Origin of the sequence: Streptomyces enissocaesilis (genome assembly GCF_039533765.1) — a bacterium.
Classification (GTDB): Bacteria; Actinomycetota; Actinomycetes; order Streptomycetales; family Streptomycetaceae; genus Streptomyces; species Streptomyces enissocaesilis.
In genome coordinates, this window is sequence record NZ_BAAAUD010000039.1 from 243,958 (window position 1) to 270,012 (window position 26,055).

The 26,055-nt window shown below is 71.7% G+C and carries 19 protein-coding genes; 7 read left to right on the top strand and 12 right to left on the bottom strand.

The genetic code is table 11. From position 1 onward, the window contains the following. Positions 1-73 precede the first annotated feature (73 nt). The 3 genes from ABD374_RS19490 (at position 74) to ABD374_RS19500 (ending at position 3,389) form a co-directional block, all read left to right on the top strand. The gene (locus tag ABD374_RS19490) at positions 74-931 is read left to right on the top strand and encodes a helix-turn-helix domain-containing protein (protein WP_344496830.1); all 858 of its coding nucleotides are present in this window, start codon (positions 74-76) and stop codon (positions 929-931) included. A gap of 185 nt (positions 932-1,116) precedes the next feature. Then, the gene (locus ABD374_RS19495) at positions 1,117-1,326 is read left to right on the top strand and encodes a DUF397 domain-containing protein (protein ID WP_344496831.1); all 210 of its coding nucleotides are present in this window, start codon (positions 1,117-1,119) and stop codon (positions 1,324-1,326) included. 500 nt (positions 1,327-1,826) lie between these two features. Beyond that, positions 1,827-3,389 carry a sodium:solute symporter family protein gene (locus ABD374_RS19500; RefSeq protein WP_344496832.1) on the top strand — a complete coding sequence of 521 codons (1,563 nt, stop codon included), beginning with the start codon at positions 1,827-1,829 and terminating at the stop codon, positions 3,387-3,389. A 66-nt stretch (positions 3,390-3,455) separates the two neighbouring features. Here the strand turns inward: ABD374_RS19500 and ABD374_RS19505 are convergent, their stop codons facing one another. From ABD374_RS19505 to ABD374_RS19535, 7 genes are all read right to left on the bottom strand, one after another. Further along, positions 3,456-4,571, bottom strand: a complete 1,116-nt coding sequence (locus ABD374_RS19505) for an ADP-ribosylglycohydrolase family protein (protein WP_344496833.1) — start codon at positions 4,569-4,571, stop codon at positions 3,456-3,458. A gap of 244 nt (positions 4,572-4,815) precedes the next feature. Next, positions 4,816-6,243: a flotillin family protein gene (locus tag ABD374_RS19510; protein ID WP_344496834.1), complete on the bottom strand. Its 1,428-nt coding sequence runs from the start codon at positions 6,241-6,243 to the stop codon at positions 4,816-4,818. 128 nt (positions 6,244-6,371) lie between these two features. Further along, complete coding sequence (locus ABD374_RS19515) at positions 6,372-6,881, bottom strand: hypothetical protein (protein WP_344496835.1); 510 nt, start codon at positions 6,879-6,881, stop codon at positions 6,372-6,374. A gap of 113 nt (positions 6,882-6,994) precedes the next feature. Continuing rightward, complete coding sequence (locus ABD374_RS19520) at positions 6,995-9,670, bottom strand: bifunctional FO biosynthesis protein CofGH (protein ID WP_344496836.1); 2,676 nt, start codon at positions 9,668-9,670, stop codon at positions 6,995-6,997. A 247-nt stretch (positions 9,671-9,917) separates the two neighbouring features. After that, positions 9,918-10,136: a hypothetical protein gene (locus tag ABD374_RS19525; RefSeq protein ID WP_344496837.1), complete on the bottom strand. Its 219-nt coding sequence runs from the start codon at positions 10,134-10,136 to the stop codon at positions 9,918-9,920. Positions 10,137-10,257: 121 nt separating this feature from the next. After that, on the bottom strand, positions 10,258-11,085 hold the full coding sequence (locus ABD374_RS19530) for a TIGR03619 family F420-dependent LLM class oxidoreductase (protein WP_344496838.1): 828 nt from the start codon (positions 11,083-11,085) through the stop codon (positions 10,258-10,260). Positions 11,086-11,354: 269 nt separating this feature from the next. Further along, positions 11,355-12,914: an APC family permease gene (locus ABD374_RS19535; RefSeq protein ID WP_344496839.1), complete on the bottom strand. Its 1,560-nt coding sequence runs from the start codon at positions 12,912-12,914 to the stop codon at positions 11,355-11,357. 370 nt (positions 12,915-13,284) lie between these two features. Between ABD374_RS19535 and afsR the strand changes: the two genes are divergently transcribed. Together afsR and ABD374_RS19545 are read left to right on the top strand one after the other, a co-directional pair. Continuing rightward, entirely contained in the window at positions 13,285-16,353 is a 3,069-nt protein-coding gene (afsR, locus tag ABD374_RS19540) for an SARP-family global regulator AfsR (protein WP_344496840.1), read from the top strand. A 208-nt stretch (positions 16,354-16,561) separates the two neighbouring features. Beyond that, the gene (locus tag ABD374_RS19545; RefSeq protein WP_344496841.1) at positions 16,562-16,729 is read left to right on the top strand and encodes a hypothetical protein; all 168 of its coding nucleotides are present in this window, start codon (positions 16,562-16,564) and stop codon (positions 16,727-16,729) included. A 78-nt stretch (positions 16,730-16,807) separates the two neighbouring features. Here ABD374_RS19545 and ABD374_RS19550 read toward each other — a convergent pair whose 3' ends face one another. From ABD374_RS19550 to kbpA, 3 genes are all read right to left on the bottom strand, one after another. Then, positions 16,808-17,329, bottom strand: coding sequence for a hypothetical protein (locus tag ABD374_RS19550; protein ID WP_344496842.1), 522 nt, complete (start codon positions 17,327-17,329; stop codon positions 16,808-16,810). Positions 17,330-17,481: 152 nt separating this feature from the next. Further along, positions 17,482-20,022, bottom strand: a complete 2,541-nt coding sequence (gene afsK / locus ABD374_RS19555) for a protein serine/threonine kinase AfsK (protein WP_344496843.1) — start codon at positions 20,020-20,022, stop codon at positions 17,482-17,484. Between the two features lie 207 nt (positions 20,023-20,229). After that, complete coding sequence (kbpA, locus tag ABD374_RS19560; protein ID WP_344496844.1) at positions 20,230-21,186, bottom strand: AfsK-binding protein KbpA; 957 nt, start codon at positions 21,184-21,186, stop codon at positions 20,230-20,232. Between the two features lie 380 nt (positions 21,187-21,566). On the opposite strand from kbpA, the gene ABD374_RS19565 reads away from it, so the two are divergent. Beyond that, entirely contained in the window at positions 21,567-22,214 is a 648-nt protein-coding gene (locus tag ABD374_RS19565) for a TetR family transcriptional regulator (RefSeq protein ID WP_344496845.1), read from the top strand. 199 nt (positions 22,215-22,413) lie between these two features. Further along, the gene (locus ABD374_RS19570; protein ID WP_344496846.1) at positions 22,414-23,067 is read left to right on the top strand and encodes a pyridoxine/pyridoxamine 5'-phosphate oxidase; all 654 of its coding nucleotides are present in this window, start codon (positions 22,414-22,416) and stop codon (positions 23,065-23,067) included. Between the two features lie 67 nt (positions 23,068-23,134). Here the strand turns inward: ABD374_RS19570 and ABD374_RS19575 are convergent, their stop codons facing one another. Together ABD374_RS19575 and ABD374_RS19580 are read right to left on the bottom strand one after the other, a co-directional pair. After that, entirely contained in the window at positions 23,135-24,466 is a 1,332-nt protein-coding gene (locus ABD374_RS19575) for an MFS transporter (protein ID WP_344496847.1), read from the bottom strand. Positions 24,467-24,749: 283 nt separating this feature from the next. Then, the gene (locus tag ABD374_RS19580; RefSeq protein ID WP_344496940.1) at positions 24,750-25,988 is read right to left on the bottom strand and encodes an MFS transporter; all 1,239 of its coding nucleotides are present in this window, start codon (positions 25,986-25,988) and stop codon (positions 24,750-24,752) included. Positions 25,989-26,055 lie beyond the last annotated feature (67 nt).

Here is a 26,055-nt window from a genome sequence, read left to right on the forward strand (position 1 = left end):
TGCTGAGCAGTAGAGCGTGCAAGCGGTACAGCCGTACATACGCACGACGCACTCAGCCGGAGGTGCAGTTCCCGTGGCGTCCAACGTCAATCCCACCGTCAGGCGACGCCGATTGGGCCAGGAGCTCCGCCGGCTCCGCGAGCTCAAGGGCATGACGGCCGAGGAGGTCGCGGAGCGCCTGCTGGTCTCCCAGTCGAAGATCAGCCGCCTCGAGAACGGCCGCCGCTCCATCAGCCAGCGCGACGTGCGCGACCTGTGCGGGGTGTACGAGGTCGAGGACCACCGGATCGTCGACTCGCTGATGCAGATGGCCAAGGACTCCCGCCAGCAGGGCTGGTGGCACGCCTTCGGCGACATCCCGTACAGCGTCTACATCGGCCTGGAGACGGACGCCGCCTCACTGCGCGTGTACGACCCCCAGATCGTCCCCGGCCTGCTCCAGACCCCGCGGTACGCCGAGGCGCTCATCACCGGCGCACTGCCCGAGACGGCGGTCAACGACGTCGAGAAGCGGGTCAACGTCAGACTGCGCCGGCAGGAGCGCATCCTCTCGGCCGAGCAGCCGCTGCGCCTGTGGGCCGTCATCGACGAGGCCGCGCTGCGCCGGGTCGTCGGGGACAGACAGCTGATGCGGGAGCAGCTCGAGCACCTGGTGGAGCAGTCCCAGCTCCCCCACGTGACGGTCCAGATACTCCCGTTCGACATGGGCGCGCACCCCGGCATCAGCGGCCACTACGCGATCCTGGAGTTCCCCGACGCGGCGGACTCCAGCGTGGTCTACATCGAGGGGGTCACGAGCGACCTCTACCTGGAGAAGGCGAACGACGTCCAGAAGTACAGCGTGATGTACGAGCATCTGCGCGCCCAGGCGCTGAACGTCGAGGCCTCGCGCCAGTTCATCGCGGACATCGCGAAGGATTACGCCCGCTGAACCAGGGGGCCCGCCGGAGGAACCGGAACGGTACACCGTGGCCGTCCCGCAGCGGAAGACCCTCATGGAATATGCCATCCGGTCGAGTGAACGGCCGCTTCGGGCGGGGGCGTTCGCGAGTAGCGTCGCTCCCGCCGGCAAGAACGCTGGCGTCTCACTCCACGACCAGCAAAATCGGAGCGAACATGGCAATCCATCAGGGCGCTACGGACACCTGGACGAAGTCCTCGTACTCCGGGGGCAACGGCGCGTGTGTAGAGGTCAAGTCCCCCGTCACGCACGTCGTCGCGGTGCGGGACTCGAAGGTGCCCGAGGGCCCTTCGATCACCTTCGCTCCCGGGTCCTGGAGCACGTTCGTGGGTGGCGTCGGCCAGGGGACGTTCGACCTCGGCTGACCGGCCCCGCGCGGAGCACGACGCGCGGAGCACGACGCGCGCAGCACGACCGCAATGAGCCCTCTCGACCGGTTCGCCGTCCTGGCCGAGGGGGCTTCGGCGTACCCGCCCGCGCCGGTCCGGGCACGCTGAAGCGCGCAGTCGCGCATCCCTCCCTCTCCCCGCTCATCCGACCGCACGGGACCCGCATCCCGTGCGGTCGTTCGCGTATCCGGGTTCTGTGTACGGCGCCTGACGAAGCGCCCGCCCATGGTGGGGCCGCCCTCGCCTTCACGACAACGGTCCGGAGGTTCAAGGGAAGGTAAAGACGTTCTGCTTTGTGTCCTGCGTTCACATCCCTGACCGGTAAAAGTCTTGACCGGCCCCCGCAGCGAGCGGTTCAATCCCCGAAGTCCCCGCTCCCGCACGGGGACTCCGCCATTGGAACGTACTGACGAAGCACGATCCGGTTCACTCGGTTGAACGCAGCAAGCAGCATAAGGCGGACCCCTGGAGGGGGCATGAACAGTCTCGACTGGGCCGTGCTCATCGGCTACTTCGGCGTCATGGTCGCGATCGGTGTCTGGTCCCACAAACGCGTGGAGACCGTCAGCGACTTCTTCACCGCCGGCGGAAAGATGCCGTGGTGGCTCTCCGGCATCTCGCACCACATGTCCGGCTACAGCGCGGTCATGTTCACCGGCTACGCGGGCATCGCGTACAAGTACGGCGTCACGTCCTTCGTGACGTGGTCGTTCCCCATCGCGATCGGCATCGCGATCGGGTCGAGCCTGTTCGCTCCCCGGCTCAACCGGCTCAGGTCGAAGCTGCACGTCGCCTCGCCGCTGGAGTACCTCAAGACCCGTTACAACATCTCGACCCAGCAGGCCCTCGCCTGGTCCGGCGTCCTGCTGAAGATCGTCGACGTGGGCGCCAAGTGGGCGGCGATCGCCACCCTCCTGTCGGTCTTCACCGGCCTCTCGCTCAACCAGGGCATCCTCATCACCGGCGTCGTCACCGGCGTCTACTGCACCGTGGGCGGGTTGTGGGCCGACGCCCTCACCGAGCTCGGGCAGTTCGTCATCCAGCTCTTCGCCGGTCTCGCGATGCTGTTCGCGGTGATGGCCGAGCTCGGCGGGTTCAGCTCGCTGTGGACGGTGTGGGACAAGCTCCCCGAGAGCCACAACGACCCGCTGACCGGCGACTTCACCCTGATGTTCCTGCTGGCCTACCTCTTCATCAAGACCTTCGAGTACTCGGGCGGCATGTGGAACCAGGCCCAGCGCTACATGGCCACGGCGACCGCCCGGGAGGCCACTCGCTCCGCCCGGCTCTCCGCCGTCCTGTGGCTGGTGTGGCCGCTGGTCCTCTTCTTCCCCATGTGGTGCGCGCCGCTGCTGGTCGAGGCGCAGAAGCCGGACGCGTCCGACTCGTACGCCCTGATGACCGAACAGCTGCTCCCGCACGGCCTGCTGGGCCTGGTCATCGTCGGTTTCTTCTCGCACACCATGGCCATGTGCTCCTCGGACGCCAACGCCATCGCGGCGGTCTTCACCCGCGACATCGCGCCCGCCCTGTCCCGGAAGGCGCGCGGCTGGTCGCAGCGGGCCGGCCTGGTGGCCGCGCGGCTGTCGACCGTGGCGTTCCTGGCCCTGTCGATGGCGATCGCGACACAGGTGAACTCGCCGGCGTTCAAGGACATCATCACGGTCGTCATCAAGTGGGTCGCGGGGCTGATGGGGCCGATCGCGATCCCGTTCATGCTGGGGCTGCTGCCCCGGTTCCGCAGGTCCGGGCCGACGGCGGCGCTGGTCTCCTGGGCGTGCGGGCTGTTCGCCTTCTGGCTGCTGAACTACGGGATGGACGGCGTCGCGACGCAGTACCAGGTGTCGGTGCCCCTCGCGGTCTCCCTGGTGCTGTACGTCCTGGTCGGCTTCGTCAAGCCGGAGGACACCCCCGAGCGCGACGCGGTGCTCGCGCGCATCAACTCGGACGGCGACGGACCGGCCGCGGGCGCCGGCGCGGCGGTCCCGGCTCCGGCGGCGGCCGGGGAGGTGAAGGCGCGCGAAGGCGCGGCCGACTGAGGGCGGGGCATGGCGCGGGCAGGGTGCGGGACGGGGCGCGGCGCGGGGGCCGGAGTACGGACGTGCTCAGGCCCTCGGGTAGCGGGTCAGCCAGCCGGGGGCGCTGACCGCGGGGCCGTGCAGGGCGGGGCCCTGGGTCATCTCCATCGCGAAGTCGTCGGCGAGTTCGAGGACCGTGCCGCGCCCCTCCAGCTCGGCGAGCCACCCCGGCGGCAGCGCGGTCTCGCCGTGCAGGGCGCCGAGCAGGCTGCCGCACAGCGCGCCGGTCGCCTCGGAGGCTCCGCCGTGGTTGACGGCGAGGCACAGGCCGTGGCGGACGTCCTCGCCGACGAGGGCGCAGTAGACGGCGACGCCGAGGACGTCCTCGGCGGTGCGGCCCCCGCCGAGGGACTCGACCCGCGCCGGGGAGGGTATCCCCTGGCGTACGGCGCCGAGGGCGTGCTTGAGGGCGTCGGTGACGGGCTGGTGCCCCGGGCGCGCGGCGAGCAGGGCGAGGGCGCGCTGGACGGCCGCGTCGAGGCTCTCGCCGCGTGCCAGGCCGTGCACGACGACGGCGAACGCCCCGGCCGAGAGGTACGCGGCGGGATGGCCGTGGGTCTGGGCGGCGCACTCGACGGCGAGCTGGAGGACGAGCTGAGGGTCCCACCCGACGAGGAGCCCGAAGGGCGCGGAGCGGGTGACGGCGCCGAAGTCACGGGCCGTGGGGTTCCTGGGGCGTTCGAGGGTCCCCATGGTCGCGTCGGCGAGTCCGGTCAGGCACTCGCGGGAGGGGCCGCGGCGGGCGTACAGCCACTCCTCGAGGGCGAGCCAGCCGCTGTCCTCGCGCCGTTCGTCCGGGCCCCAGTCGCGCTGGGTGGCGGCCCACCGCAGATGCGCGCGGTGGATGTCGGTGGGCGGGTGCCAGGCACCGGTGTCGCGGCGCACCTGGGCCCGTATGAGGCCGTCGACCGTGAAGAGCGTCAGCTGGGTGCCGGCGGTGACGGCGCCGCGTCTTCCGTAGGCGGGGACGAGGTCGGTGACGGCGTCGGCGCCGTGGGCCGCGCGTATCTCGTCCAGGCTCAGGGCGCTCACGCCGGCGCCGAGCGCGTCGCCCACGGCGCCGCCGAGCAGACAACCGCGCACCCGGCTGCGGAAGTCCTGCTGCTCGGCACGGCCCCATACGGATGTGACTGGTGCGCTCACGGCTTCTGCCCTTCCCCTGTGGCCGGCGCCTGTGCGGGCGACGCCTGTGCGGCCGACGCCTGCCGTCCGCTGTCCGGCGCAGCACTGTAACCGAAGGGGAAGAAGGTGTTCAGGGGGCAGCGGTTCCACGGCTCCGCCGCATGGCTCCCCTCGCCGGAGGGCTCGGTTCGAGCCCTCCGGCGAGGGAGACCGTGGCGCGCGGAGAGACGAGAGACCGTCCGCACGGCTCAGTCCGTGATCCGGCTCAGTCCGTGATCCGGATCGTGCCGTTCGCCTCGGTCTGCTCGGGGGCGGCCGGCTTCGCTCCCCGCTGCGTGATGCCCTTGAGCAGCTCGGCGAGGTCGACTCCGGTGGTGGAGCTGAGCAGCTCCATGCCCTGGGCGACGTTGTCGGTGACCGTACGGGACAGCCGGCTCGCGCCGTCCGTGGAGATCACGGTCATCTTGTCGATGGCGCTCATCGGCTCGGCCGCCTTGGCGACGACCTGCGGCAGCACCTCGACGAGCATCTGGAGGACGGCCGCGTCGCCGTACTGCGCGAACGCGTCGGCCTTCTTGCGCATCGCCTCGGCCTCCGCCGAACCCTTGGCGGCGATGGCGGCGGCCTCCGACTCGCCCTCGATCCGTACGGCCTCGGCGAGCGCCGCGCGGTGCAGCTTCTCGCCCTCACCGGTGAGGCGGGAGCGCTCGGCGTCCGCCTCGGCCTCCTTGACCTGCGCGATACGACGGGCCTCGGCCTCCTGCTCCGCCTGGTAACGGGCGGCGTCGGCGGGCTTGCGGACCTTCGTGTCGAGCTCGCGGTCGGTCAGGGCCGCCTGGCGCTCGGCGACCTTCTCCTGCTCGGCGAGGACTTCCTGCTGGCGCGCGGCGTCGGCGAGCGGACCGGCGGCGTTGGCCTTGGCGGCCGCGGCCTCGGTCTCGACGCGGATCTCGGCCTGCTTGAGGTAGAAGGTCCGTTCCGCGATGGCGATCTCCTCGGCCGCCTTCAGCCGGGCCTGCTCCGAGGCCCGCTTGGCGATGGCCTCGGCGATGTCGGCCTCCTGGCGGGCACGGGCGGCCTCGGGGCGGCCCAGGTCCTCCAGGTAGGAGCCCTCGGTGGTGATGTCCTGTATCTGGAAGGCGTCGAGGATCAGGCCCTGCCCGGAGAGGCTCGCCTCGGCCTCCTCGGCGACCTGTCCGGCGAAGGCGGCCCGGTCACGGATGATGTCCTCGACCGACATCCGGCCGACGATGGCGCGCAGCGCACCGGACAGCACTTCCTGCGTGAAGCCGACGATGCCGTCCTGCTGCTGGAGGAAACGCTGGGCGGCGGCCCGGATCGCGTCCTCGCTGCCGCCGACCTTGACGATCGCGACGCCCTCGAGGTTGGCCTTCACACCGCGCAGGGTGACGGCGCCGCGCACGGAGATCGGGATGTGCCGGCTGGACAGGTCGAGGGTGAACTTCTGCTGGACGAACGGCACGACGAAGACGCCGCCGCCGACGACGACCTTCTGGCCGCTGTTGTCGGTGGAGGTCTGACCGGTGACCGGGTCGACGGACGTCTTGCCGCGACGGCCGGTGATGATGAAGGCCTCGCTGGGGCCGGCGACCTTGTAGCGCGTGATGACGACAAGGGCCAGCAGGACGAGGAGTACGACGACTCCGACGACAGCGACGATGACTGGACTCATGAGGAATTCCCCCCTGCCTCCCCGGGGGACGGCAGCAGTTGGAGTGGTACGCGGGAAGTGGGAAGTGGTGCGCGGGAAGTGGTGTGCCGGAAGTGGTGCGCAGGGCTGTGGGGCGGCGCGAAGCGGTGTCAGCGTTCGACGGGGCGCACCGCGACCGAGGTGCTCGACAGGGTCGCCTCCACCCAGATCTCGGCGCCCCGCGCGACGGGCACCGTGCTCCTGGCCGCGAGCTTGACCGGCTGGCCGCCGAGCCGCAGCATCACCTCGCCGTACCCGTCGGCGGGAATCGCGGTCACGACGGATCCGGCCGTGCCGACGAGGTCGGTGCCGCGCGGGGTGGCGTCGGTCTGGTCGCGCATCAGCGCCCGGCTGAACCTCCACGCGAGCCAGCCCGCCGCGACCCCCGCCACCACCCCGACCCCCGTGGCGGCACCGGCTCCGAGCCCCGTGGCGCCGAGCACGATGGCGCCGCCGAAGCCGAACATCGAGAGGAATCCGGCGATCACGGGCAGCGAGAGCAGACCGTCGAAGAGGCCGTCGAGGACTCCCCCGAACAGCCCTTCGAGAATCCCGTCGAAGATCAGCGAGAGGGCCAGCAGCACGATTCCCGCAATGCCGAGACCAAGAAAAACAGTCATCCGCCGCTCTCCCCCGGGTGCGCCGATCTGTTGGACAGAAGGGATCGTCTCACGCATGACCGGAAGAAAACATTGCCGGGTTCCGGCAATGTTCACGCTCCCTTAATGCCGCTTCACTCCAGCACCGGAAGCAGCTCCGGAAGGTGCCCGTCCGACGCGGCCGCCGCCCGCTGCCGCTCCTGCGGTACGTCGCCGTACAGCGTCGTGCGCGGCTTCGAGGGGCGGCCCGCGGCGTCCGCGATCGCGACGAGGTCCTGGACGGAGCGGTACGAACCGTAACTGGAGCCCGCCATCCGCGAGATGGTCTCCTCCATCAGCGTCCCGCCGAGGTCGTTGGCGCCGGAGCGCAGCATCTCGGCCGCGCCCTCCGCACCCAGCTTCACCCAACTGGTCTGGATGTTGGTGATGTGGGGGTGCAGGAGGAGGCGGGCCATGGCGGTGACGGCGCGGTTGTCGCGGTCGGTCGGGCCGGGCCGGGCGATGCCGGCCAGGTAGACGGGCGCGTTGGTGTGGATGAAGGGCAGCGTCACGAACTCCGTGAAGCCCCCGGTCTCCTGCTGGACGGCGGCCAGGGTGCGCAGGTGGCCGAGCCAGTGCCTGGGCTGGTCGACGTGCCCGTACATCATGGTCGACGAGGACCTGATGCCCAGTTCGTGCGCGGTCCTCACGACCTCGATCCAGGTCGCGGTCGGCAGCTTGCCCTTGGTGAGGACCCAGCGCACCTCGTCGTCGAGGATCTCGGCGGCGGTCCCGGGGATCGAACCGAGCCCGGCCTCCTTCGCCGCCGTCAGCCAGTCCCGGACCGACAGGCCGGTGCGGGTGGCGCCGTTGACGACCTCCATCGGCGAGAACGCGTGCACGTGCAGGTCCGGGACGCGCTCCTTCACGGCGCGCGCGATGTCGAAGTACGCCGTGCCCGGCAGGTCGGGATGGATGCCGCCCTGCATGCACACCTCGACCGCGCCGACCTCCCACGCCTGCTGGGCCCGGTCGGCGACCTGGTCCAGCGACAGCGTGTAGGCGTCGGCGTCCGTGCGCCGCTGGGCGAAGGCGCAGAAACGGCAGCCGGTGTAGCAGACGTTGGTGAAGTTGATGTTGCGCGTGACGACGTACGTGACGTCGTCGCCCACGACGTCGCGGCGCAGCTCGTCGGCGATCCGGGTCAGGGCGTCCAGCGCCGGGCCGTCCGCGTGGAGCAGCGCCAGCGCCTCGTCGTCGCCGAGCTTCGTCGGGTCGTCCGCGGCCTGCCGCAGCGCCTGCCGTACGTCGGTGTCGATGCGCTGCGCCACCATGCCGGGGGCGGCGGCCTCGCGCAGCGCGTCCCAGTCGCCGTACACGTCGTCGAAGTCGTCGCGGCGGTCGCCGGTGCGCCCGTCGGTGTCGATGGTGCGGTGCAGGTCGGTGCGGCCGGTCGCGGTGAAGCCCTCGTCGGGCTCCTGCCACGGCAGGCCCTCCGGCCGTACGCCCTCGCGCGCCAGCCCGGTCTCCGGATCGGCGAGCGCGCGTACGTGCGGGACCAGCCGGGGGTCGAGCCAGGGCTCGCCGCGCCGGACGAACTCCGGGTAGATGGTGAGCCGTTCGCGCAGCTCGAAGCCGGCGGCGGCGGTCTTCGCGGCCAGCTCGTCGATGTGCGGCCAGGGGCGCTCGGGGTTGACGTGGTCGGGGGTGAGCGGCGAGACGCCGCCCCAGTCGTCGATGCCGGCGCCGATGAGGAGCGCGTACTCGGCGTCGACGAGGTTGGGCGGTGCCTGGATGCGGGCGCCCGGCCCCAGGATGTGGCGGGCCACGGCGACGGCGGCGGCCAGTTCCTCCAGCTCGGCGTCGGGCATGCCGCGCATGGCGGTGTCCGGCTTGGCGCGGAAGTTCTGGACGATGACCTCCTGGATGCCGTGGTAGGCGCGGGCGGTCCTGCGGAGCGCGAAGAGCGCGTCGGCCCGCTCCTCGTACGTCTCGCCGATCCCGATCAGGAGCCCGGTCGTGAAGGGGACATTGGAGCGTCCGGCGTCCTCCAGCACGCGCAGCCGTACGGCGGGCTCCTTGTCCGGGGAGCCGTGGTGCGGGCCACCGGGTTCGGACCACAGGCGGGTCGCGGTCGTCTCCAGCATCATGCCCATGGAGGGGGCGACGGGCTTGAGCCGCTGGAGGTCGGTCCACGACAGGACACCGGGGTTGAGGTGGGGCAGCAGTCCCGTCTCCTCGAGTACCCGGATCGCCATGGCCCGCACGTACGCCAGGGTGTCGTCGTACCCTTCGGCCTCCAGCCACTCCCGCGCCTCGGGCCACCGCTCCTCGGGCCGGTCGCCGAGCGTGAACAGGGCTTCCTTGCAGCCCGTTTCGGCGCCGCGGCGCGCGATGTCCAGCACCTCGTCGGGCGACAGGAACATCCCGTGCCCCGCGCGCCGCAGCTTCCCGGGAACGGTCACGAAGGTGCAGTAGTGGCACGTGTCGCGGCACAGTCGCGTCAGCGGGATGAACACCTTGCGCGAGTACGTGATGACCCCGGCCCTCCCGACGGCCTCCAGCCCCGCGTCGCGCACCCGCGCGGCGGAGGCGGCGAGGTCCTCGAGGTCGTCACCGCGCGCCTGGAGCAGTACGGCGGCCTCGGCGACGTCGAGCGCGACCCCGTCCCGCGCACGCCTGAGCGCGCGCCGCATGCCGTTGGCGGTGGGCCCCGACCCGGTACCGCGACCGTTCCCGGTACCGCTCCCCCCCTCGTGCACGGGAGCGTTCCCGGGACCGCTCCCGCCCTCGTGCCCGTGCCCGTTTCCCTGCGGTGCGCTCGTCGTCATGCGTCCGAGCATACGAGCGCGCACCGGCACGGACCGTTGCGTCCGGACCCGGCGCCGGCCGCGGAGGCGGCGATGTCGTGGGCCGCTTCCCGCGGGTCCCTGAAGTGGCGGTGCACCCCGTCCACGGCCACAGGTGTGTTCACTCCCCCCACGGGTCATGCCGGGCCGCGAGGTCTCACCGGTCGCGTCCGGATCATGCCGGGCGGGGCGGTGGGGCGGGCGTGGAGGCGGGGACGGGAACGGGGGCTCAGGGGGCCGACATCGAGCTGAAGACGACGACTCCCAGGATCATGCCGACGACCAGTCCGACCGCCGCGACGATCAGACCCGTCACGGCGAGCGGCTCGTCCTTGGACTTGGCTATCCCGCCGAAGACCAGGCCGAGGATGCCGAACAGCGGCGGGCAGAAGAACAGTGCCACCGCGCCGAAAACGATCGCGACGATGCTGAACGGGCTTCTCTGCATGTGCGTTGCCTCTCCCCCGAGGTCCGGCCGTACGGCCGGGCGCGGTCCATGCCGAAGAGGCCAAGGTAGCGGCGACCGACCTCCGGGCACAGGGGGTTTGCGCCGAAAAGTGCGGCGTCGCTCAGATGAACGCGGCGTACTCGTCGAGCACGCGGAGGATCTCCGGCCCGGCCGCGGACGGCAGTTGCAGCACCACCTCCGTGATGCCCAGGTCCGCGTAGTGCGCCAGCTTGCCCGGAGTGGGAACCACCGCGTACGGGACCACCTGGAGCTCCTCCGGGGACCTGCCCGCCCTCTCCCACACCTCGCGCAGTACCGGCACCGACTCCCTCAGGCCCCGGCCGCCGATCGGAAGCCACCCGTCCGCGTACTCGGCGATGTGCGCGAACAGCTGGGGACCCGCGCCGCCGCCGATCAGCGTGCGGGGTGCGGCGCCGGCCGGCTTCGGGTAGGCGTGGGACGCCCGTACGGACGCCGTCCCACCCGTGTACGCCGTCGGCTCCGCCGCCCACAGCGCCCGCATCAGCGCCATCCGGTCCCGGGTCCGCTCGCGGCGCGTGCGCCACTCGACGCCGTGGTCCGCGGCCTCCTCCCGGTTCCAGCCGTAGCCGACGCCGAGCGTGAAACGGCCGCCGGAGAGGTGGTCCAGGGTCGCGATCTGCTTGGCCAGGTCGATCGGGTCGTGCTGGGCGACCAGCGTGATGCCGGTGCCCAGACCGAGCCGTTCGGTGACCGCGGCGGCCTGGCCGAGGGCGACGAAGGGGTCGAGCGTACGGCCGTACTCGCGCGGGAGTTCGCCGCCCGCCGGGTACGGGGACTCGCGGGACACCGGGATGTGGGTGTGCTCGGGCAGGTACAGGCCGGCGAACCCCCGCTGCTCCAGCTCGCGTGCGAGCCGTACCGGGGCGATCGTCTCGTCGGTCAGAAAGATCGTGGTGGCGATCCGCATACGGGAGCTCCTCGTCGTCCTGTGGACCGGCTGGTGGGCGCCAAACCTACGTCCTGCCACGCCCGGGGCCGAGAGGGCCGACGGCACCGACGAGCGCGGTGATCCACGGCTCCCGCCCCCGATCCGGTGCGCCGCCTCCGCGCCCTGTCCGCCGGAGTGCGCGGCGGCCCATGAGGACAGGCCCGGGGGAGCCGTGTGCGGCTCCCCCGGGCCTGTCATGACTCGGGTACGTCGTCGGTGCGCCGCCCGGCCGGGCGGACTCCGCGGGGTCAGTCCTCGACTACCAGCGCCGGCGTGTCCTGCGTCAGTACTTCGCCACGGAAGAACGCCGGGCTGCGGCGCTGCATGACCAGCATGATCGCCACGCCGAGCAGCAGCAGGCCGACGCCGATCACGAAGACCGAACCGACGCCGAACAGCGAGCTGCCGCTGCCGTATGCCGGGTCCCACATGTCGTACAGGGTCTGGCCGAAGACGGCGGTGAGCATCAGGGCGCCGACGCCCGGGAAGACGCCCTTGACCATCAGGCTGCACACCGAGCGGCGCATCTCGCGGCGGAAGTACCAGACGCAGGCGAAGGCGGTGATCGCGTAGTAGAAGCAGATCATCAGGCCCAGCGCGTAGATCGTGTCGACGAGGACGTTCTCGCTGACCAGGGTCATCACCGAGTAGAAGACACCGGTGGCGACGCCCGCGACGACGGTGGCACGGCCCGGCGTCTTGAAGCGCGGGTGGACCTTCGCGAAGGAGGCCGGCATGGCCTGGTAGGTGCTCATCGCCAGGGCGGTGCGCGCCACCGGAATGAAGGTGGTCTGCAGGCTCGCGGCGGCGGAGGCGAGGACGGCGATGAAGAGCAGGATGCCCAGCCCCGAGCCCATGATCGGCTCCGCGAGTACGGCGAAGACGTTGTCGGCGGTGTCCTCGTTGCCGAGGCCGGTGCCCTTCTCGCCGACACCGGCGTACATCTGCGCGGCGATGGCGACCATCAGGTACGAGACGACGATCACGACCATGGCGAGCATCGCGGCGCGGCCGGGCGTCTTGGCGCTGCCGGTGCTCTCCTCGTTGACCGACAGGCAGGCGTCCCAGCCCCAGTAGATGAAGATCGAGAGGGACAGACCGGCGGTGAAGGCGGCGAAGGACTCGACGCCGAAGGGGTTCATCCAGGACCAGGAGAAGTCGAGCGAGTTCGCGACCTCGTCGGACTTGGTGAGCGCCATGCAGACGAACATCACGAGTACGGCGAGCTGGAGGCCCACCAGGGCGTACTGGACCCACTTGGTGGCGGTGATGCCCCGGTAGCTGATCGCGGTGGCGACGGCGATGAAGGCCAGCGTGGTGAGGATGTGCGCGGCCTTGTTGTCGTCCAGTGCGGCCACGTCCGCGCTGCCGGTCAGTTCACCGAGGAGCAGGTAGAAGAAGGAGGTCGCGACGCCGGCGAGGTTGGAGAGCACCACGATGGTGGCGACCAGCAGACCCCAGCCGCACATCCAGCCGATGCGGGGGCCGAAGGCCTTCACCGACCAGGTGAAGGAGGTGCCGCAGTCGGGCACGGCCTTGTTCAGCTCGCGGTACGCGAAGGCCACCAGCAGCATCGGCAGGAAGCCGGCGAGGAAGATCGCGGGCATCTGCAGACCGACCTCACTGACCGTGGGGCCCAGTGTGGCCGTCAGGCAGTAGACGGGGGCGACGGTGGAGATGCCGATGACGGCGTTGCCCATGAGGCCGACGGAATTCCCGCCCAGGCCCTTCTCGCGTACGCCACCCTCCACCGGGTGGGCGCCGCTTACCGTGTCTCCGGCCTGGGGCCGCGTACCTGCCTGAGTCATGAACGCGACGTTAACCGGTGCGTTTTCCACATCCGGAGCACTTCACTCCGCTCCAAAGATCCTTGTGATTGATGGTGCTCGGCGCCTTATCGGTTACGGATCCAAGGCCATGAAGATCAAAAGGTGAACATTTGCAGGCCATCGAAGGAACTCCCGAAGTACGGAAACCGCAACACTGTCCATTTTGCCCCATTCGAAAGTTTCCCGTACGCGTTTCCGGAGGGCTCGTCCGGTCCGGGTGGCCGGCGGTGGGGAGGTAATGGGGAGGCACCTTCCGGTGCTGCCGCATTCGCCATGGACAAGGCAAACTGACTGTTGCGACTGGGCGGTGGGGCAGACCGTCGGCGGCAGCAGAGGCAGGGGGAGTGCGATGGACGGCGTACCTCGGGTACCGGAGCAGCGGGCTCCGGCATCCGGTCCGCAGCCCGGCGAGGGCACCCGGCACGAGAACCAGCACGAGAACCAGGACCGGCCCCCGCAGCAGGGCCGGCCCCGGAGCCGGCACCAGGACCGGCCCCCGCAGCAGTTCCCGCAGCACCCTCCACAGCGCGACGCCGTGCGCTTCAGCGTTCTCGGGCCCGTCCGCGCCTGGCGCGGCGGCGAACCCCTCAGCACCGGGTCGCCGCAGCAGCGCGCCCTGCTGGCCGCCCTCCTGCTCCGCGACGGCCGCACCGCGACCGCGTCCGAGCTGATCGACGGCATCTGGGGCGAGGAGCCGCCGTCACAGGCGCTGGCGGCGGTACGGACGTACGCCTCCAGGCTGCGCAAGGCACTGGACCCGGAGGTCCTGGTCAGCGAGTCCGGCGGATACGCGATAAGGGCGGGCGCCGGCACCCTCGACCTGGCCGTCGCGCAGGAGCTGGCCGCCGACGCCGAGAAGTGCCGCGCCTCCGGCGACCGCTGCCAGGCCCGGACCCTGATCAACAAGGCGCTCGGCCTGTGGGACGGCGAACCGCTGGCCTCGGTCCCGGGCCCGTACGCCGAGACCCAGCGCGCCCGGCTGGAGGAGTGGCGGCTCCAGCTCACCGAGACCCGCCTCGACCTGGACCTGGAGGTCGGCTGCCACGCGGAGGCCATCTCGGAGCTGACCGCGCTGACGGCCGCGCACCCCTTGCGCGAGCGCCTGCGCGAGCTGCTGATGCTCGCCCTCTACCGCAGCGGCCGCCAGGCGGAGGCCCTGGCGGTGTACGCCGACACCCGCCGCCTGCTCGCCGACGAGCTGGGTGTGGACCCGCGCCCCGAGCTCTCGCACCTCCAGCAGCGCATCCTGGCGGCCGACGCGGACCTGGCCCGCCCGGTGGAACCGCCGCCGTCGGCCGCTCCGGCGGTCGTACACCCCGCGCAGCTGCCGGCCACCGTGCCCGACTTCACCGGCCGCCTGTCCTTCGTACGCGAACTGGGCGACCGCCTGGCCGCGGCCGAGAGCAGCGTCATGGCGGTGTCGGCGGTGGCCGGCATCGGCGGCGTGGGCAAGACGACCCTCGCGGTGCACGTGGCTCACGCGGCCCGCCCGCACTTCCCGGACGGCCAGCTGTACGTCGACCTCCAGGGCGCGGGCTCGCGCGCGGCGGAACCGGAAACGGTCCTGGGCGCGTTCCTGCGCGCCCTGGGCACCCCCGACACCGCCATCCCCGACACCCTGGACGAACGCGCCGCCCTCTACCGCTCGACCCTCGACGGCCGCCGCGTCCTGGTCCTCCTGGACAACGCCCGGGACGCCTCGCAGATCCGCCCCCTGCTCCCCGGCACGACGGGGAGCGCGGCGCTGGTGACGAGCCGGGCGCGGATGGTGGACCTGGCGGGGGCGCACCTGATCGACCTGGACGTCATGTCCCCCGAGGAGGCCCTCCAGCTCTTCACGAAGATCGTGGGAGAGGAACGGGTCGCCTCCGAGCGCGAGGCGGCCCTGGACGTCGTCGGCGCCTGCGGCTTCCTCCCCCTGGCCATCCGCATCGCGGCCGCCCGCCTGGCGGCCCGCCGCACCTGGACGGTCTCGGTCCTGGCGGCGAAACTGGCGGACGAACGCCGCCGCCTCGACGAACTCCAGGCCGGCGACCTGGCCGTGAAGGCCACCTTCGAGCTCGGCTACGGCCAGCTGGAACCGCAGCAGGCCCGCGCCTTCCGCCTCCTGGGCCTGGCGGACGGCCCGGACATCTCCCTGGCCGCGGCGGCGGCCGTACTGGACCAGCCCCTCCAGGACACGGAGGACCTCCTGGAATCCCTGGTCGACGCGTCCCTCCTGGAATCGGCGGCCCCCGGCCGCTACCGCTACCACGACCTGGTCCGCCTCTACGCCCGCGCCTGCGCGGAACGCGACGAACAGCGCCCGGCGGAGCGCGAGCGGGCGCTGTCCCGGCTGCTGGACTTCTACCTGGCCACGGCGGCGGCGGTGTACGCGCTGGAGCGGCCGGGGGACCGGCTGGTGGACCACCTGGAGCCCGCGCACCACCCGGGCCTGCGCTTCACCGACCGCCACGCGGCCGTCGACTGGCTGTACGTCGAGGCCGACTGCCTGCTGGCATGTGTGCGGCAGTCCGCCACGGGCGACACGCTGAGGCGCGCCGTCGACCTGCTCTGGGCAGCGAAGGACCTCGCCGAGTCGGGGGCCAACTCGCACCAGTACGAGACGACCGCCGTGGCCCTGCGTGATGCGGCTCGCGCCGTTGGTGACACGCGGGCGGAGGGGCGTGCCCGCACGACGCTCACCACCGCTCTTCTCGTGTCCGGCCGCTTCGATGCGGCGGACGAGGAGGCGAGGCTGGCGACCATCCACGCACGCGCGGCCGGGGACCCGGTCCCTGTCGCATGGGCGTCGAACGACCGCGGCATCATCGCTCTCTACCAGAACCGCCACGCGGACGGCGAGCGTTACCTCCAGGACGCCATCGACAACTTCCGTGCCTGTGGAAGCCGCCCCGGCGAAGCCAGTGCCCTGTGCAATCTGTCCCGTATCCACGTCGCCATGGACCGGACCTCCAGCGCGGTCGAACTCGCCCAGCAAGGCATTGACATATACGACGAGCTGGGCCTCACGCTGCGCCTCGCCAACGGCCGGTTCGCCCTGGGTATCGCCCTGACTCAGGCAGGGCGCCCGGCGGAGGCGCTCGATCAGCTCGGCGAGGCCCTGCTCGTCTTCCAGGACAACCGTCAGCGGCTGTGGGAGGGAACGACGCACTTCCGGATCGCCCAGGCACACCTCGTCGCCCGCCGCCCCGCCCAGGCCGCGCAGCACGCGGAGCAGGCGCTCGCCCTGCACTGCATCGGTGGCGACTGGATGCGCGGCAATGTCCTGACCACCCTGGGCCGGGCTCTCGACCAGCTCGGACAAGCGGGCCGCGCAAGGGCCTGCTGGCGCGAGGCACTGAGCATCTACGAGCAGACCGGCGCTGCGGAGGCGGACGAAGTGCGCGACCTTCTGACGCCGTTGGCTGCCGCCTGAACCCACCCACCGGCACGTTCATCAATCGTTTATCACCGCCCGGCACTCTCTTGTTCAGCGATCCGTCGCGTCGGGGGGCAGACGGTTCGCCGCGGGCCTCACCGCTAAGGTGAACGGCCCTGACACGCCCGTTCGGCGACCCTCGGGGGAGTTGCCGAACGGGCGTTGGTCACCTTGAGAACCGCCACCGAAACGGGAGACACCGACAATGAGCGACGCCAAGAAGACCGAAAAGATCACCACCCAGGACAACCACGCGGGGTCCGAGGGCACGGGGGGCACGGTCACCACCCTGGACAACCACGCGGGGTCCGAGGGCACGGGCAAGGACGCGGTCACCACCCAGGACAACCACGCGGGGTCCGAGGGGGTCTGAGGCTTCGGACCGACGGGGGCAGAGCGGCCGCGGTGGCGCGGAGGGGGAGCCACCGCGGCCGCCGCATGTCCAGGAGCGTCAGGACACGACGCGCTTGACGTCGGTCAGGGTGCACCTGCCGCCGGAGGTCTCGCCCTCCTTGGGGACGTACGGGGTGGCGACGTCGAGCCTGTCGGTCGCCCCCGCGAGCACCATGGGCATGGTGGTGGCGCGGTCGCCGAGGCTCGTGCCGCCCGGGTCGGTGAACGAGACCGTGAAGGTGTAGGTGTAGTTCCGGGAGGAGCTGCTGTTGGTGGCGCTGACGGCGGCGACGATGCCGCGGGAGACGTCGTACTGGCAGGAGTCGATCCGTACGTCCCTGACGGCCCTGCTGCCGCCGCTGCTGGAACCGGACCCCGAAGTGGTGGAGCCGGTCGTGGAGGAGCCGCTCGTACTGGAGCCGCCCGACGTGGAGTAGTCGTCGTCGTAGCTCGAACCGTCACTGCTGCTCGAACTGCTGCTGCTGTTGTCGCAGCCACCGCCGCCGGAGCCCCGGGCCCCGGTCAGTGCGAAGACGGCGACACCGAAAACGGCGACAGCGCGGACATGACGAAGCTGCACGCTTCAACCCCCGTTGAAATCGTGGATCCTGGTGCTCGATTGACGAGCGCACGTCACCCTAGTGCGGCGCCGGACGCGCCCGCAAACGTGTGTTCGCAGGCGCGTTGACGCCGTAATGCCACCGGTCGGAGGGCTGCCGGAGGGCTGCCGGGTCAGGCCCGGGTGCCCGCTGTGCGGCCCGTCGCCGTGCCCTTCACCGCGTCCAGGGCGTACACGCACCGGTCCTTGCTGCACGCGTACACCACGCCGTTCTGCGCCACCGGCGACCCGGTGATCTCCCCGCCCGTCGCGAGCTTCCAGCGCAGCTGGCCGCCGCTCGCGTCCAGCGTGTAGAGGCAGTGGTCCGCCGAGCCGAAGTGCACGCGGCCGTCGGAGACGACCGGGGCGCCGACGACCTCGCCGCCCGCCGCGAAGCGCCACTTCGGGGTGCCGGTCACCGCGTCCAGGGTGTAGAGCGCGCTGCCGCTGCCCACGTGGATGTTGCCCGCCGCGACGAGCACCGGGTCGATGGACTGGCGGGACTCGGTGGCGATGCGCCAGCGGTCCTTGCCGGTGGAGGCGTCCAGGGCGTACACCGTGCCCAGGTAGTCGGCGAGGTAGACGCCGCCGCCCGTGACGGCCGGGCCCGGCGCGAAGGCGGGCGGGCTCAGGAAGACCGCGGGGGCCTCGAAGTGCCACCGCACCCGGCCGCCGGCCGCGTCGACGGCGAGGACGCGCGTGCCGGCGGCGACGTACACACAGCCGTCCGGCGCCGACGTCAGCCGCAGCGGGACTCCCCCGCAGGACGCCGCGTCGCCGACCGGGTACGACCAGCGCTCCAGGCCGGTACGGGCGTCGAGGGCGCGCAGCCTCGCGTCCTGCCACACGTACACCGTGTCGTCGTGTACGGCGGGACCGGCCTCCGGGGTCTCGAAGTCGGTCTGCGCGCCCGTGAGCTCCCACAGCTTCTGGCCGTTGGACGCCTCCCAGGCCTGGACGCCGCCGCCCCGCGTGCCGGTCACCACCGTGCCGCGGTCGACCTTGAGGGAGTACACCCACGCGTCGGTCTGAAGCCGCCACCGCTCCTGGCCGTCGGCCGCGTCGAGGGCGTACAGCGTGGGGCCGTCGGAGGCGTGGATGCGCCCGCTCGCGACCGCCATCGCCCAGGCGACGTCACGCGTCTTGAACTTCCGCCGGCCGCTGGCCACGTCGAGGGCGTGCACCTCGAAGGAGGTGACGTAGACGAGGTCGTCCGCGACGGCGGGCGTCCCCCACACGTCGTTGGACATGCGGAACCGCCACGGCCGCCACCCTTCGGAGGGACCGGCGCCGTCCACCGACGGCGAGGGCGGCGGAATGGGCGGGGGCGGGGGCAGGGGCGCGGACGACACGGACGGAGGTACGACGCCGGTGACGGCGTCCGCGCCGTTCACCGGGGCGAGCCCGGCCGGGGGCCTGATCCATCCGGTGGCCTGCTCGCCCGGCACCTGGACCGCGGCGGTGCGGCCGTCGGCCACGCGGGGGCCCGGCCCGATCGGCACCTTGGCCCCGGGCAGCCGTACGGCGTGCTGCGGGGGACGAGCCGCGTGACCACCGGTGTACGCCTGCGCCGGAGAGGCGGAAGGGACCGGAGAGGTCGGAGCGGCGGAGGAGGCGGAAGACGCCTGAGACGGAGCGACCGGCACCTGGGACTGGGGATGAGCCTGGGGCTGGGGCTGGACCCGGGACGCCGCGGGGGCGAACGGCGGCGGTCCCGGCGGCCTCGGCGGCGTGGAGTGCGCCCGGGACGGCGGCGTACTCGGTGTGCTCGGCAGCGCCGGGCGGCCGCCCCGCCGCTCCTCGATCATCGCGGTGGCCCGCGCCGGCAGCCACGCGGACGCCGTACCGCTGTCGTCCTGGCCGGAGGCGAAGAGGTGCGGCGAGAGCTGCGCCTGGAGGTCGGCCGGGCTGGGCCGCCGTACGGCCTCCCGCTGCATGCACGACTCGATCAGCGGACGCAGTTCGTCGGGCAGCCCCTCGGTGTCCGGGCCCTCCCGCAGCAGCATGAAGACCGTTTCCACCGGGTTCGCCCCGTGGAAGGGCGCGTGCCCGGTCGCCGCGAAGACCAGCGTCGAGCCGAGCGAGAAGATGTCGCTGGCGCCCGTCACGCTGCGCGAGTCGCGCGCCTGCTCGGGCGACATGTAGGCGGGCGTACCGACGGCGACGTTGGTCATGGTCAGCCGGGTGTTCGAGACGCCGGACGCGATGCCGAAGTCGATGACGCGCGGTCCGTCCTCCACCACCAGGACGTTCGACGGCTTGAGGTCGCGGTGGACCAGGCCCGCCCCGTGGATGGACTGGAGCGCCTCGGCGATGCCGGCCGCCAGCCAGCGCACCGCCTGGGCCGGCATCGGCCCGCATTCATTCACTATTTCTTCGAGGGAGGGCGCGGGGACGTACGCGGTGGCCAGCCACGGCACCGCCGCCCGCGGATCGGCGTCCACGACGGCGGCCGTGTAGAAACCGCTGACGGCCCGTGCGGCCTCCACCTCGCGCGTGAAGCGGACGCGGAACAGCTGGTCCTCGGCGAGTTCGGTCCTCACCGTCTTGATCGCCACGCGCCGGCCCGACGCCGACCGCGCGAGATAGACCAGCCCCATGCCGCCGGCCCCGAGCCGTGCCAGCACCTCGAACGGGCCGATCCGCCGCGGGTCGTGCTGCGTCAGCTGATCCATAACTTGCCTGCCACCTCCCCGTACGAGGCCGCAAACACAGCCCCGTGAAGCGTCTCACCCCTGGGCACCACCCAGCGGTGCGCACCCTGATTCTTCCTGTCCGGAGCGGCGGTGGCGAACCCGGGGGCGGAACGGGGTGTCTCACCCTGATTCGGACAGGTCGCGCACGCGCACCACAACCGCGACGGTCCGCTCCGCGCCGGCCCGTTACGCCCCGGTTCCGGCTTCCCGGGCCTCTCGGGACCCGGCGGCCTCGGGGGCCTCGGCAGCCCCGGCGGGCTCTGCGGCCCTGTCAGCCCCAGTGACCTCTGCGGCCTCGGCGCGCTCCCTGGTCTCGGCGCGCTCCGTGGCCTCGGCGTGCCCGGTCTGTTCGGTCTGCTCGGCGAGTACGGCGAAGGTGGCGCCCTGGTCGTCGGTGAGAACCGCGATCCGCCCGTAGGGCGTGTCGAAGGGCGGCGCCTGGACACGGCCACCGAGACCGACGGTCCGCGACGCGGCCTCGTCGCAGTCGTCGACCACGAAATAGATCATGAAATGGTCGGGCATCTCGGCCGGGAAGGCGTCTCCTATGACACTGCGGCCACCGATGGCGGTGTCGGGGCCGGGGTCGGCACCGGCGGGCGACCACGTCCTGAAGTCCTGGCCCGCTTCTTCGAGGTCGTGGCCCTGGAAGCCGAAGACGGTCTCGTAGAAGGGGTCGGTCCGTTCCTTGTCGCGCGTATAGACCTCGGTCCAGCAGAAGGAGCCGGGCAGGTCCCGCTTCTCGAAACCGGCGTGGCTGCCCGCCTGCCAGAGCCCGAAGACGGCGCCGCCCGGGTCGGCGGCCACGGCCATCGTGCCGAGCGGGGGAACGGGCAGCGGATCCGTCACCAGCTGGCCGCCCGCGTCCCTGATCCTCCGGGCGAGCGCCACGGCGTCGCCGGTGGCGAAGTAGACGCCCCAGGCGGTGGGCATGCGTCCGTCGCGTTTGGGCGCGAGGGCGGCGACCTTCTTGCCGTCACTGAGGGCGTCGACGAACCTGACCCGCCCAGCCCTTCCCCGGTCTTCGATGCCCGGATCCTCGAAGGTCCAGCCGAACAGCGCACCGTAAAAGCGCTTGCCCGCTTCGACGTCGGCAAGCGTCACATCCACCCAGCACGGCATGCCTTCTGCATATACGGCCATGAGCCCGGATCCTTCCGTCACACAGGGCGGGGCAATGCGTGGCGCCCATCACCGCAAAACTAACGGGCCGCCGCTCTTCGCGCAGGAAAGGGAATCGAACAATTGGCCGGCCGCGAGGGCATTCGCCTTGGGGCACATGACTTGTCCACCAGAGTTGTCCACAGGCTGTTGATAAGACTATTCGGGTCGAAGGCGGCCCGCGGACCCCGGCGACGGTTCACGGACGGGCCGGAGGCGGGCCACGGGCAGACCGCGGACAGAGCGCGGACGCCCCGCGGACGGACCGGTGCGGCAGGCCGCGGCAGGCCGCGGCAGCAGGCCGATTCCCCATTTGCAGTCGGCCAAATCGCGCTCCGATCACCCGTCGGTAAGCTGACGGCATGACAGGACAAGTGCGCACCGTCGATGGCCGTGTGGCCGGACGACGTGGTCAGGCGACGCGGCAGAAGCTGCTCGACTGCCTCAGTGAGATGCTCAGCTCCTCACCCTACCGGGACGTCAAAGTCATCGATGTGGCCCGGAAAGCGGGTACTTCACCGGCGACGTTCTACCAGTACTTCCCCGATGTGGAGGGCGCTGTCCTCGAGATCGCGGAAGAAATGGCCAAAGAAGGCGCCGGATTGGCCGAACTCGCCTCCGGCCGTTCCTGGGTCGGAAAGGCCGGCTGGGCGACCTCCGAAGATCTCGTCGAGGGTTTTCTCGACTTCTGGCGCAGGAACGACGCCATCCTCCGGGTGGTCGACCTCGGCGCGGCAGAGGGCGACAAGCGGTTCCACAAGATCCGCATGAAAATCCTGAGCTCCGTGACCAACTCCCTTACCGACGCGGTGAAGGAGCTCCAGTCCAAGGGCAAGGTCGACCAGGACATCAACCCGGCCGCGATGGCCGGCTCGCTCGTCGCGATGCTGGCGGCGGTCGCCTCGCACCAGAAGGGCTTCCAGTCCTGGGGTGTGAAGCAGAACGAACTCAAGCCCCATCTGGCCCTGTTGGTGCATCTGGGCATCACCGGCAAGAAGCCCACGAAGTAGCACACGAAGCAGAACCCGAGCCCCCCGAACCTTCGAACCCCCGAGCCCCCGAGCTCTCGAACCCCGGAGTACGAGAACCCCTGAGCCACTGGGCCCCGGGCCCTGACCCCAGTCCTGTCTACGCAGCGGCGGACCGCGCCACGGTCCGCCGCTGCGGCATTCTCCGCCCGCGCCGCCACGCATGGTGTGAGATGGCCGGATGACCTTCAAGGACCTGCTCCGCTCCCAGCGCGTATGGGACACGGAACTCCCCGCGTTCGATCCGGCCGCCGCACCGCCCGAGCCGCTCCCCCTGTTCCACCGTTGGTTCGCCGAGGCCGTCGCCGCCGGGCAGCCCGAACCGCACACGATGAGCCTGGCGACCGTGGACGGGGACGGGCTCCCCGACGTACGCACCGTGATGCTGCACGGCGCGGACGACCGCGGCTGGCACTTCGCCTCCCACTCCACCAGCGCCAAGGGCCGCCAACTGGCCGCGCACCCGCACGCGGCGCTCGGGTTCTACTGGGCGGCGCAGGGCAGGCAGGTGCGGGTCAGGGGCGCGGTGACCACCGGAACGCCGGACGAGAGCCGGACCGATCTGCACGCGCGGTCGACGGGTGCGCTCGCCTCCGCACTGGTGGGGCGGCAGAGCGAAGTCCTGGCGGAGTACGAGGAGTTGGTGCGGGTGTCGGAGTCGGCGTGGGAACGGGCGCAGGCCGAGCCGGAGGCCGGCGTACCGACCTGGACGCTGTACGTCGTGGTCCCCGCCGAGGTGGAGTTCTTCCAGGGGGACACCAGGCGCCGGCACGTGCGGCTGCGGTACCGGCGGGACGGTGGCGGGGAGTGGGCGCGGGAACTGCTCTGGCCGTAGGCGCCCCGGGTGACGACACCCCCGTAGTCGCCCGGGCCCGCCGGCTCCGCCACCTCTCCCGGTGGGATCAGGCGGGAACCGGGGCGGCGTCGGACGTGTCATCGGACGTGTCGTCCGGCCTCCGGCGGATCACCAGGGCCATCAGGGCCGCCGCCGCGCACAGTGCCCCCGCCGCGTACCAGACCACGTCGTACGAACCGAACACGTCCCGCGCCACACCCCCCGCGAAGGCCACCACCGCCGCGCCCACCTGGTGCGACGCGAGCACCCAGCCGAAGACGATCGCCGAGTCCTCGCCGTACTGCTCCCGGCACAGGGCCAGGGTCGGCGGGACCGTCGCCACCCAGTCGAGGCCGTAGAAGACGATGAAGAAGATCATCGGCGGGTGGACGGCCGGGGCCATCAGCATCGGCAGGAAGAGCAGCGAGACGCCGCGCAGTGCGTAGTAGACCGCCAGCAGGCGGCGCGCCTCGAAGCGGTCGGTGAGCCAGCCCGAGGCGACCGTGCCGATGACGTCGAAGACACCGATGACGGCCAGGAGGGAGGCGGCCGCTGTGATCGGCATGCCGTGGTCGTGGGCCGAGGGCACGAAGTGGGTGCGGACGAGGCCGTTCGTCGAAGCGCCGCAGATGGCGAAGGTGCCCGCCAGCAGCCAGAAGGGACCGGTCTTCGCCGCCTCGGAGAGGACCGTGACCGTCCGCTTCGCCGCGCCCCGCTGAGGCGTCGGCTTCGGGACGAACTTCCCGCCGTACGGAGCGAGCCCGACGTCCGCCGGGTGGTCGCGCAGCAGCAGCCACACGAACGGGACGACGACCAGTGCGGCGAGCGCGACCGTGACGGAGGCGGGCCGCCAGCCGTGGTGCTCGACGATCCAGGCGCAGAGCGGGAGGAAGACCAGCTGGCCGGACGCCCCCGCGGCCGTGAGGACGCCGGTGACCAGGCCCCGGCGCGCCACGAACCAGCGGTTGGTGACCGTCGCCGCGAAGGCCAGCGCCATCGAGCCCGTACCGAGGCCGACGAGCAGGCCCCAGTAGAGCATCAGCTGCCAGACGGCCGTCATCCAGACGCTGAGCAGGGCGCCCGCGGCGACCATGCTCAGCGCCACGGCCACCACCCGGCGGATGCCGAAGCGGTCCATGAGCGCGGCGGCGAACGGCGCGGTGAGGCCGTACAGCGCCATGTCGATGGCGACGGCGACCCCGATCTCGCCGCGCGACCAGCCGAACTCCTCGTGGAGCGGGTCCATCAGCAGGCCCGGCAGGGAGTTGAACGCCGCCCCGCCGATGATCGTCACAAAGGCCACCGCGGCGACGAACCACGCACGGTGGATGCGAGCGGGGCGGCGGGGGGCCGCGGGAGCCGGTACGGCGTCCTGGGCGGCTTCGGTTGTCTGGGTCACGTCACTCAGCTTCGAGCGCGCGGGGAGAGCGGACGAGTGGCCCGACGGTCAGGGTTCGAAAGGATCGGGACACGCGACAGACCACAGGGCGGATCAGCGAGACAGGGCAGGACCGCAGGACAGGGCAGGGCAGGGCAGGACAGCGGGACAGGGCAGGACGGGAGGCAGAAGCGGAACGGGAGACGTCAAGGCCGGGAGACACCAAGAGCGGAAGACACCAAGAGCGGGAGGCATCACGTCCGGAACACGGCCGGAACACCCCACCCGCCGGGCCCCGCACGCCTCACTCCACCCGCCGCAGCTCCCGGATCGGCCGGGCCCCCAGCAGCACCCCGACCACCGCCACCATGACCCCCACCCCCGCCAGCAGCACCTGCTCCGCGCCCACCCGCTCCGCCACCGGACCGGCCAGCGCCCGTCCCGCCGCCATCATCAGCAGCGACCCGGACACGTCGTAGGCGTGCAGCCGGTTCAGCGCGTCGGCCGGGACGTGCGTCTGGACCGTCGTCGACCACATCACCAGCCAGAACGCGAAGGCCGCTCCGCCGACGAACTGACCTGCTCCCAGGGCGGGTACGGACATGCCGAGCCCCAGGACCACCAGGTTCACCACGACCCCGAGCAGCGCCACCGCCCCCGCCGCCAGCGGACGCCCCGGCCGCAGGCGCAGCGCCAGCAGGCCGCCCGCCACGCTGCCCGCGCCATTGACCGCCATCAGCGCGCCGTACGTTCCCGCACCGTGCCCCTCGGTCACCAGGACCGCCGTCAGCGGCATCATCGGGCCCGCCACGGTCAGTCCGTACACCGTCCAGATCGCGATGACTCCCCACAGCCAGCTGCGCGCCGTGAACTCGTGCCAGCCGTCGACCAGTTCGGCCAGCAGAGAGCCGCGCTTCACCGGGTCGCCCTCCGGGAAGAGCCGCAGCAGGAACATGCAGACCCCGCTCACCCCGAAGGTCGCGGCGTTCGCGGCGAAGACCGCGCCCGCGCCACCGGAGAGACCGACCACGAGCCCCGCGAAGGCCGGCCCCGCCATGGTCATCAGCGCCTCGCAGACGCGCAGGACCGCGTTCGCCTTCTGCACGTCGTGCGCGACGCGCGGGACGATCGAAGCGACCCCGGGCTGGAAGAGCGCGGCGCCGATGCCGCTGACCGCGCTCAGCCCGTAGACCACCCACACCGACGGATCACCGGCCGCGAAGGAGAGGGCGAGCACCGAGGCGCCGACCAGCCGCAGCCCGTCCGCGAGGATCATCATCCGGCGGGGCGTGAAGCGGTCCGCGAGTACGCCGCCGAAGAGGACCAGCACCGCGAAGGGGCCGATCCACGCGGCGAGGGCGTAACCGACGGTCGAGCCGGGGCGGCCCGCGCCGAGCAGTCCCGCCGCGAGGGCGACGGGGACCATGCCGTCGCCGAAGACGGCGACCGTACGGGCCACGAAGAAGAGCCGGAAGTTGTGGTTCCAGAGACCTCCGGAGGCCGCTCGCGGCCCTGGCGCCCTCTCCGGGGCCTCCTCGGGAATGTCCTGGAACCTTGCGCGCTTGTCCGTCACAGCGCAGAGATGTATCAGGTAGAGGTCTATACCAGCC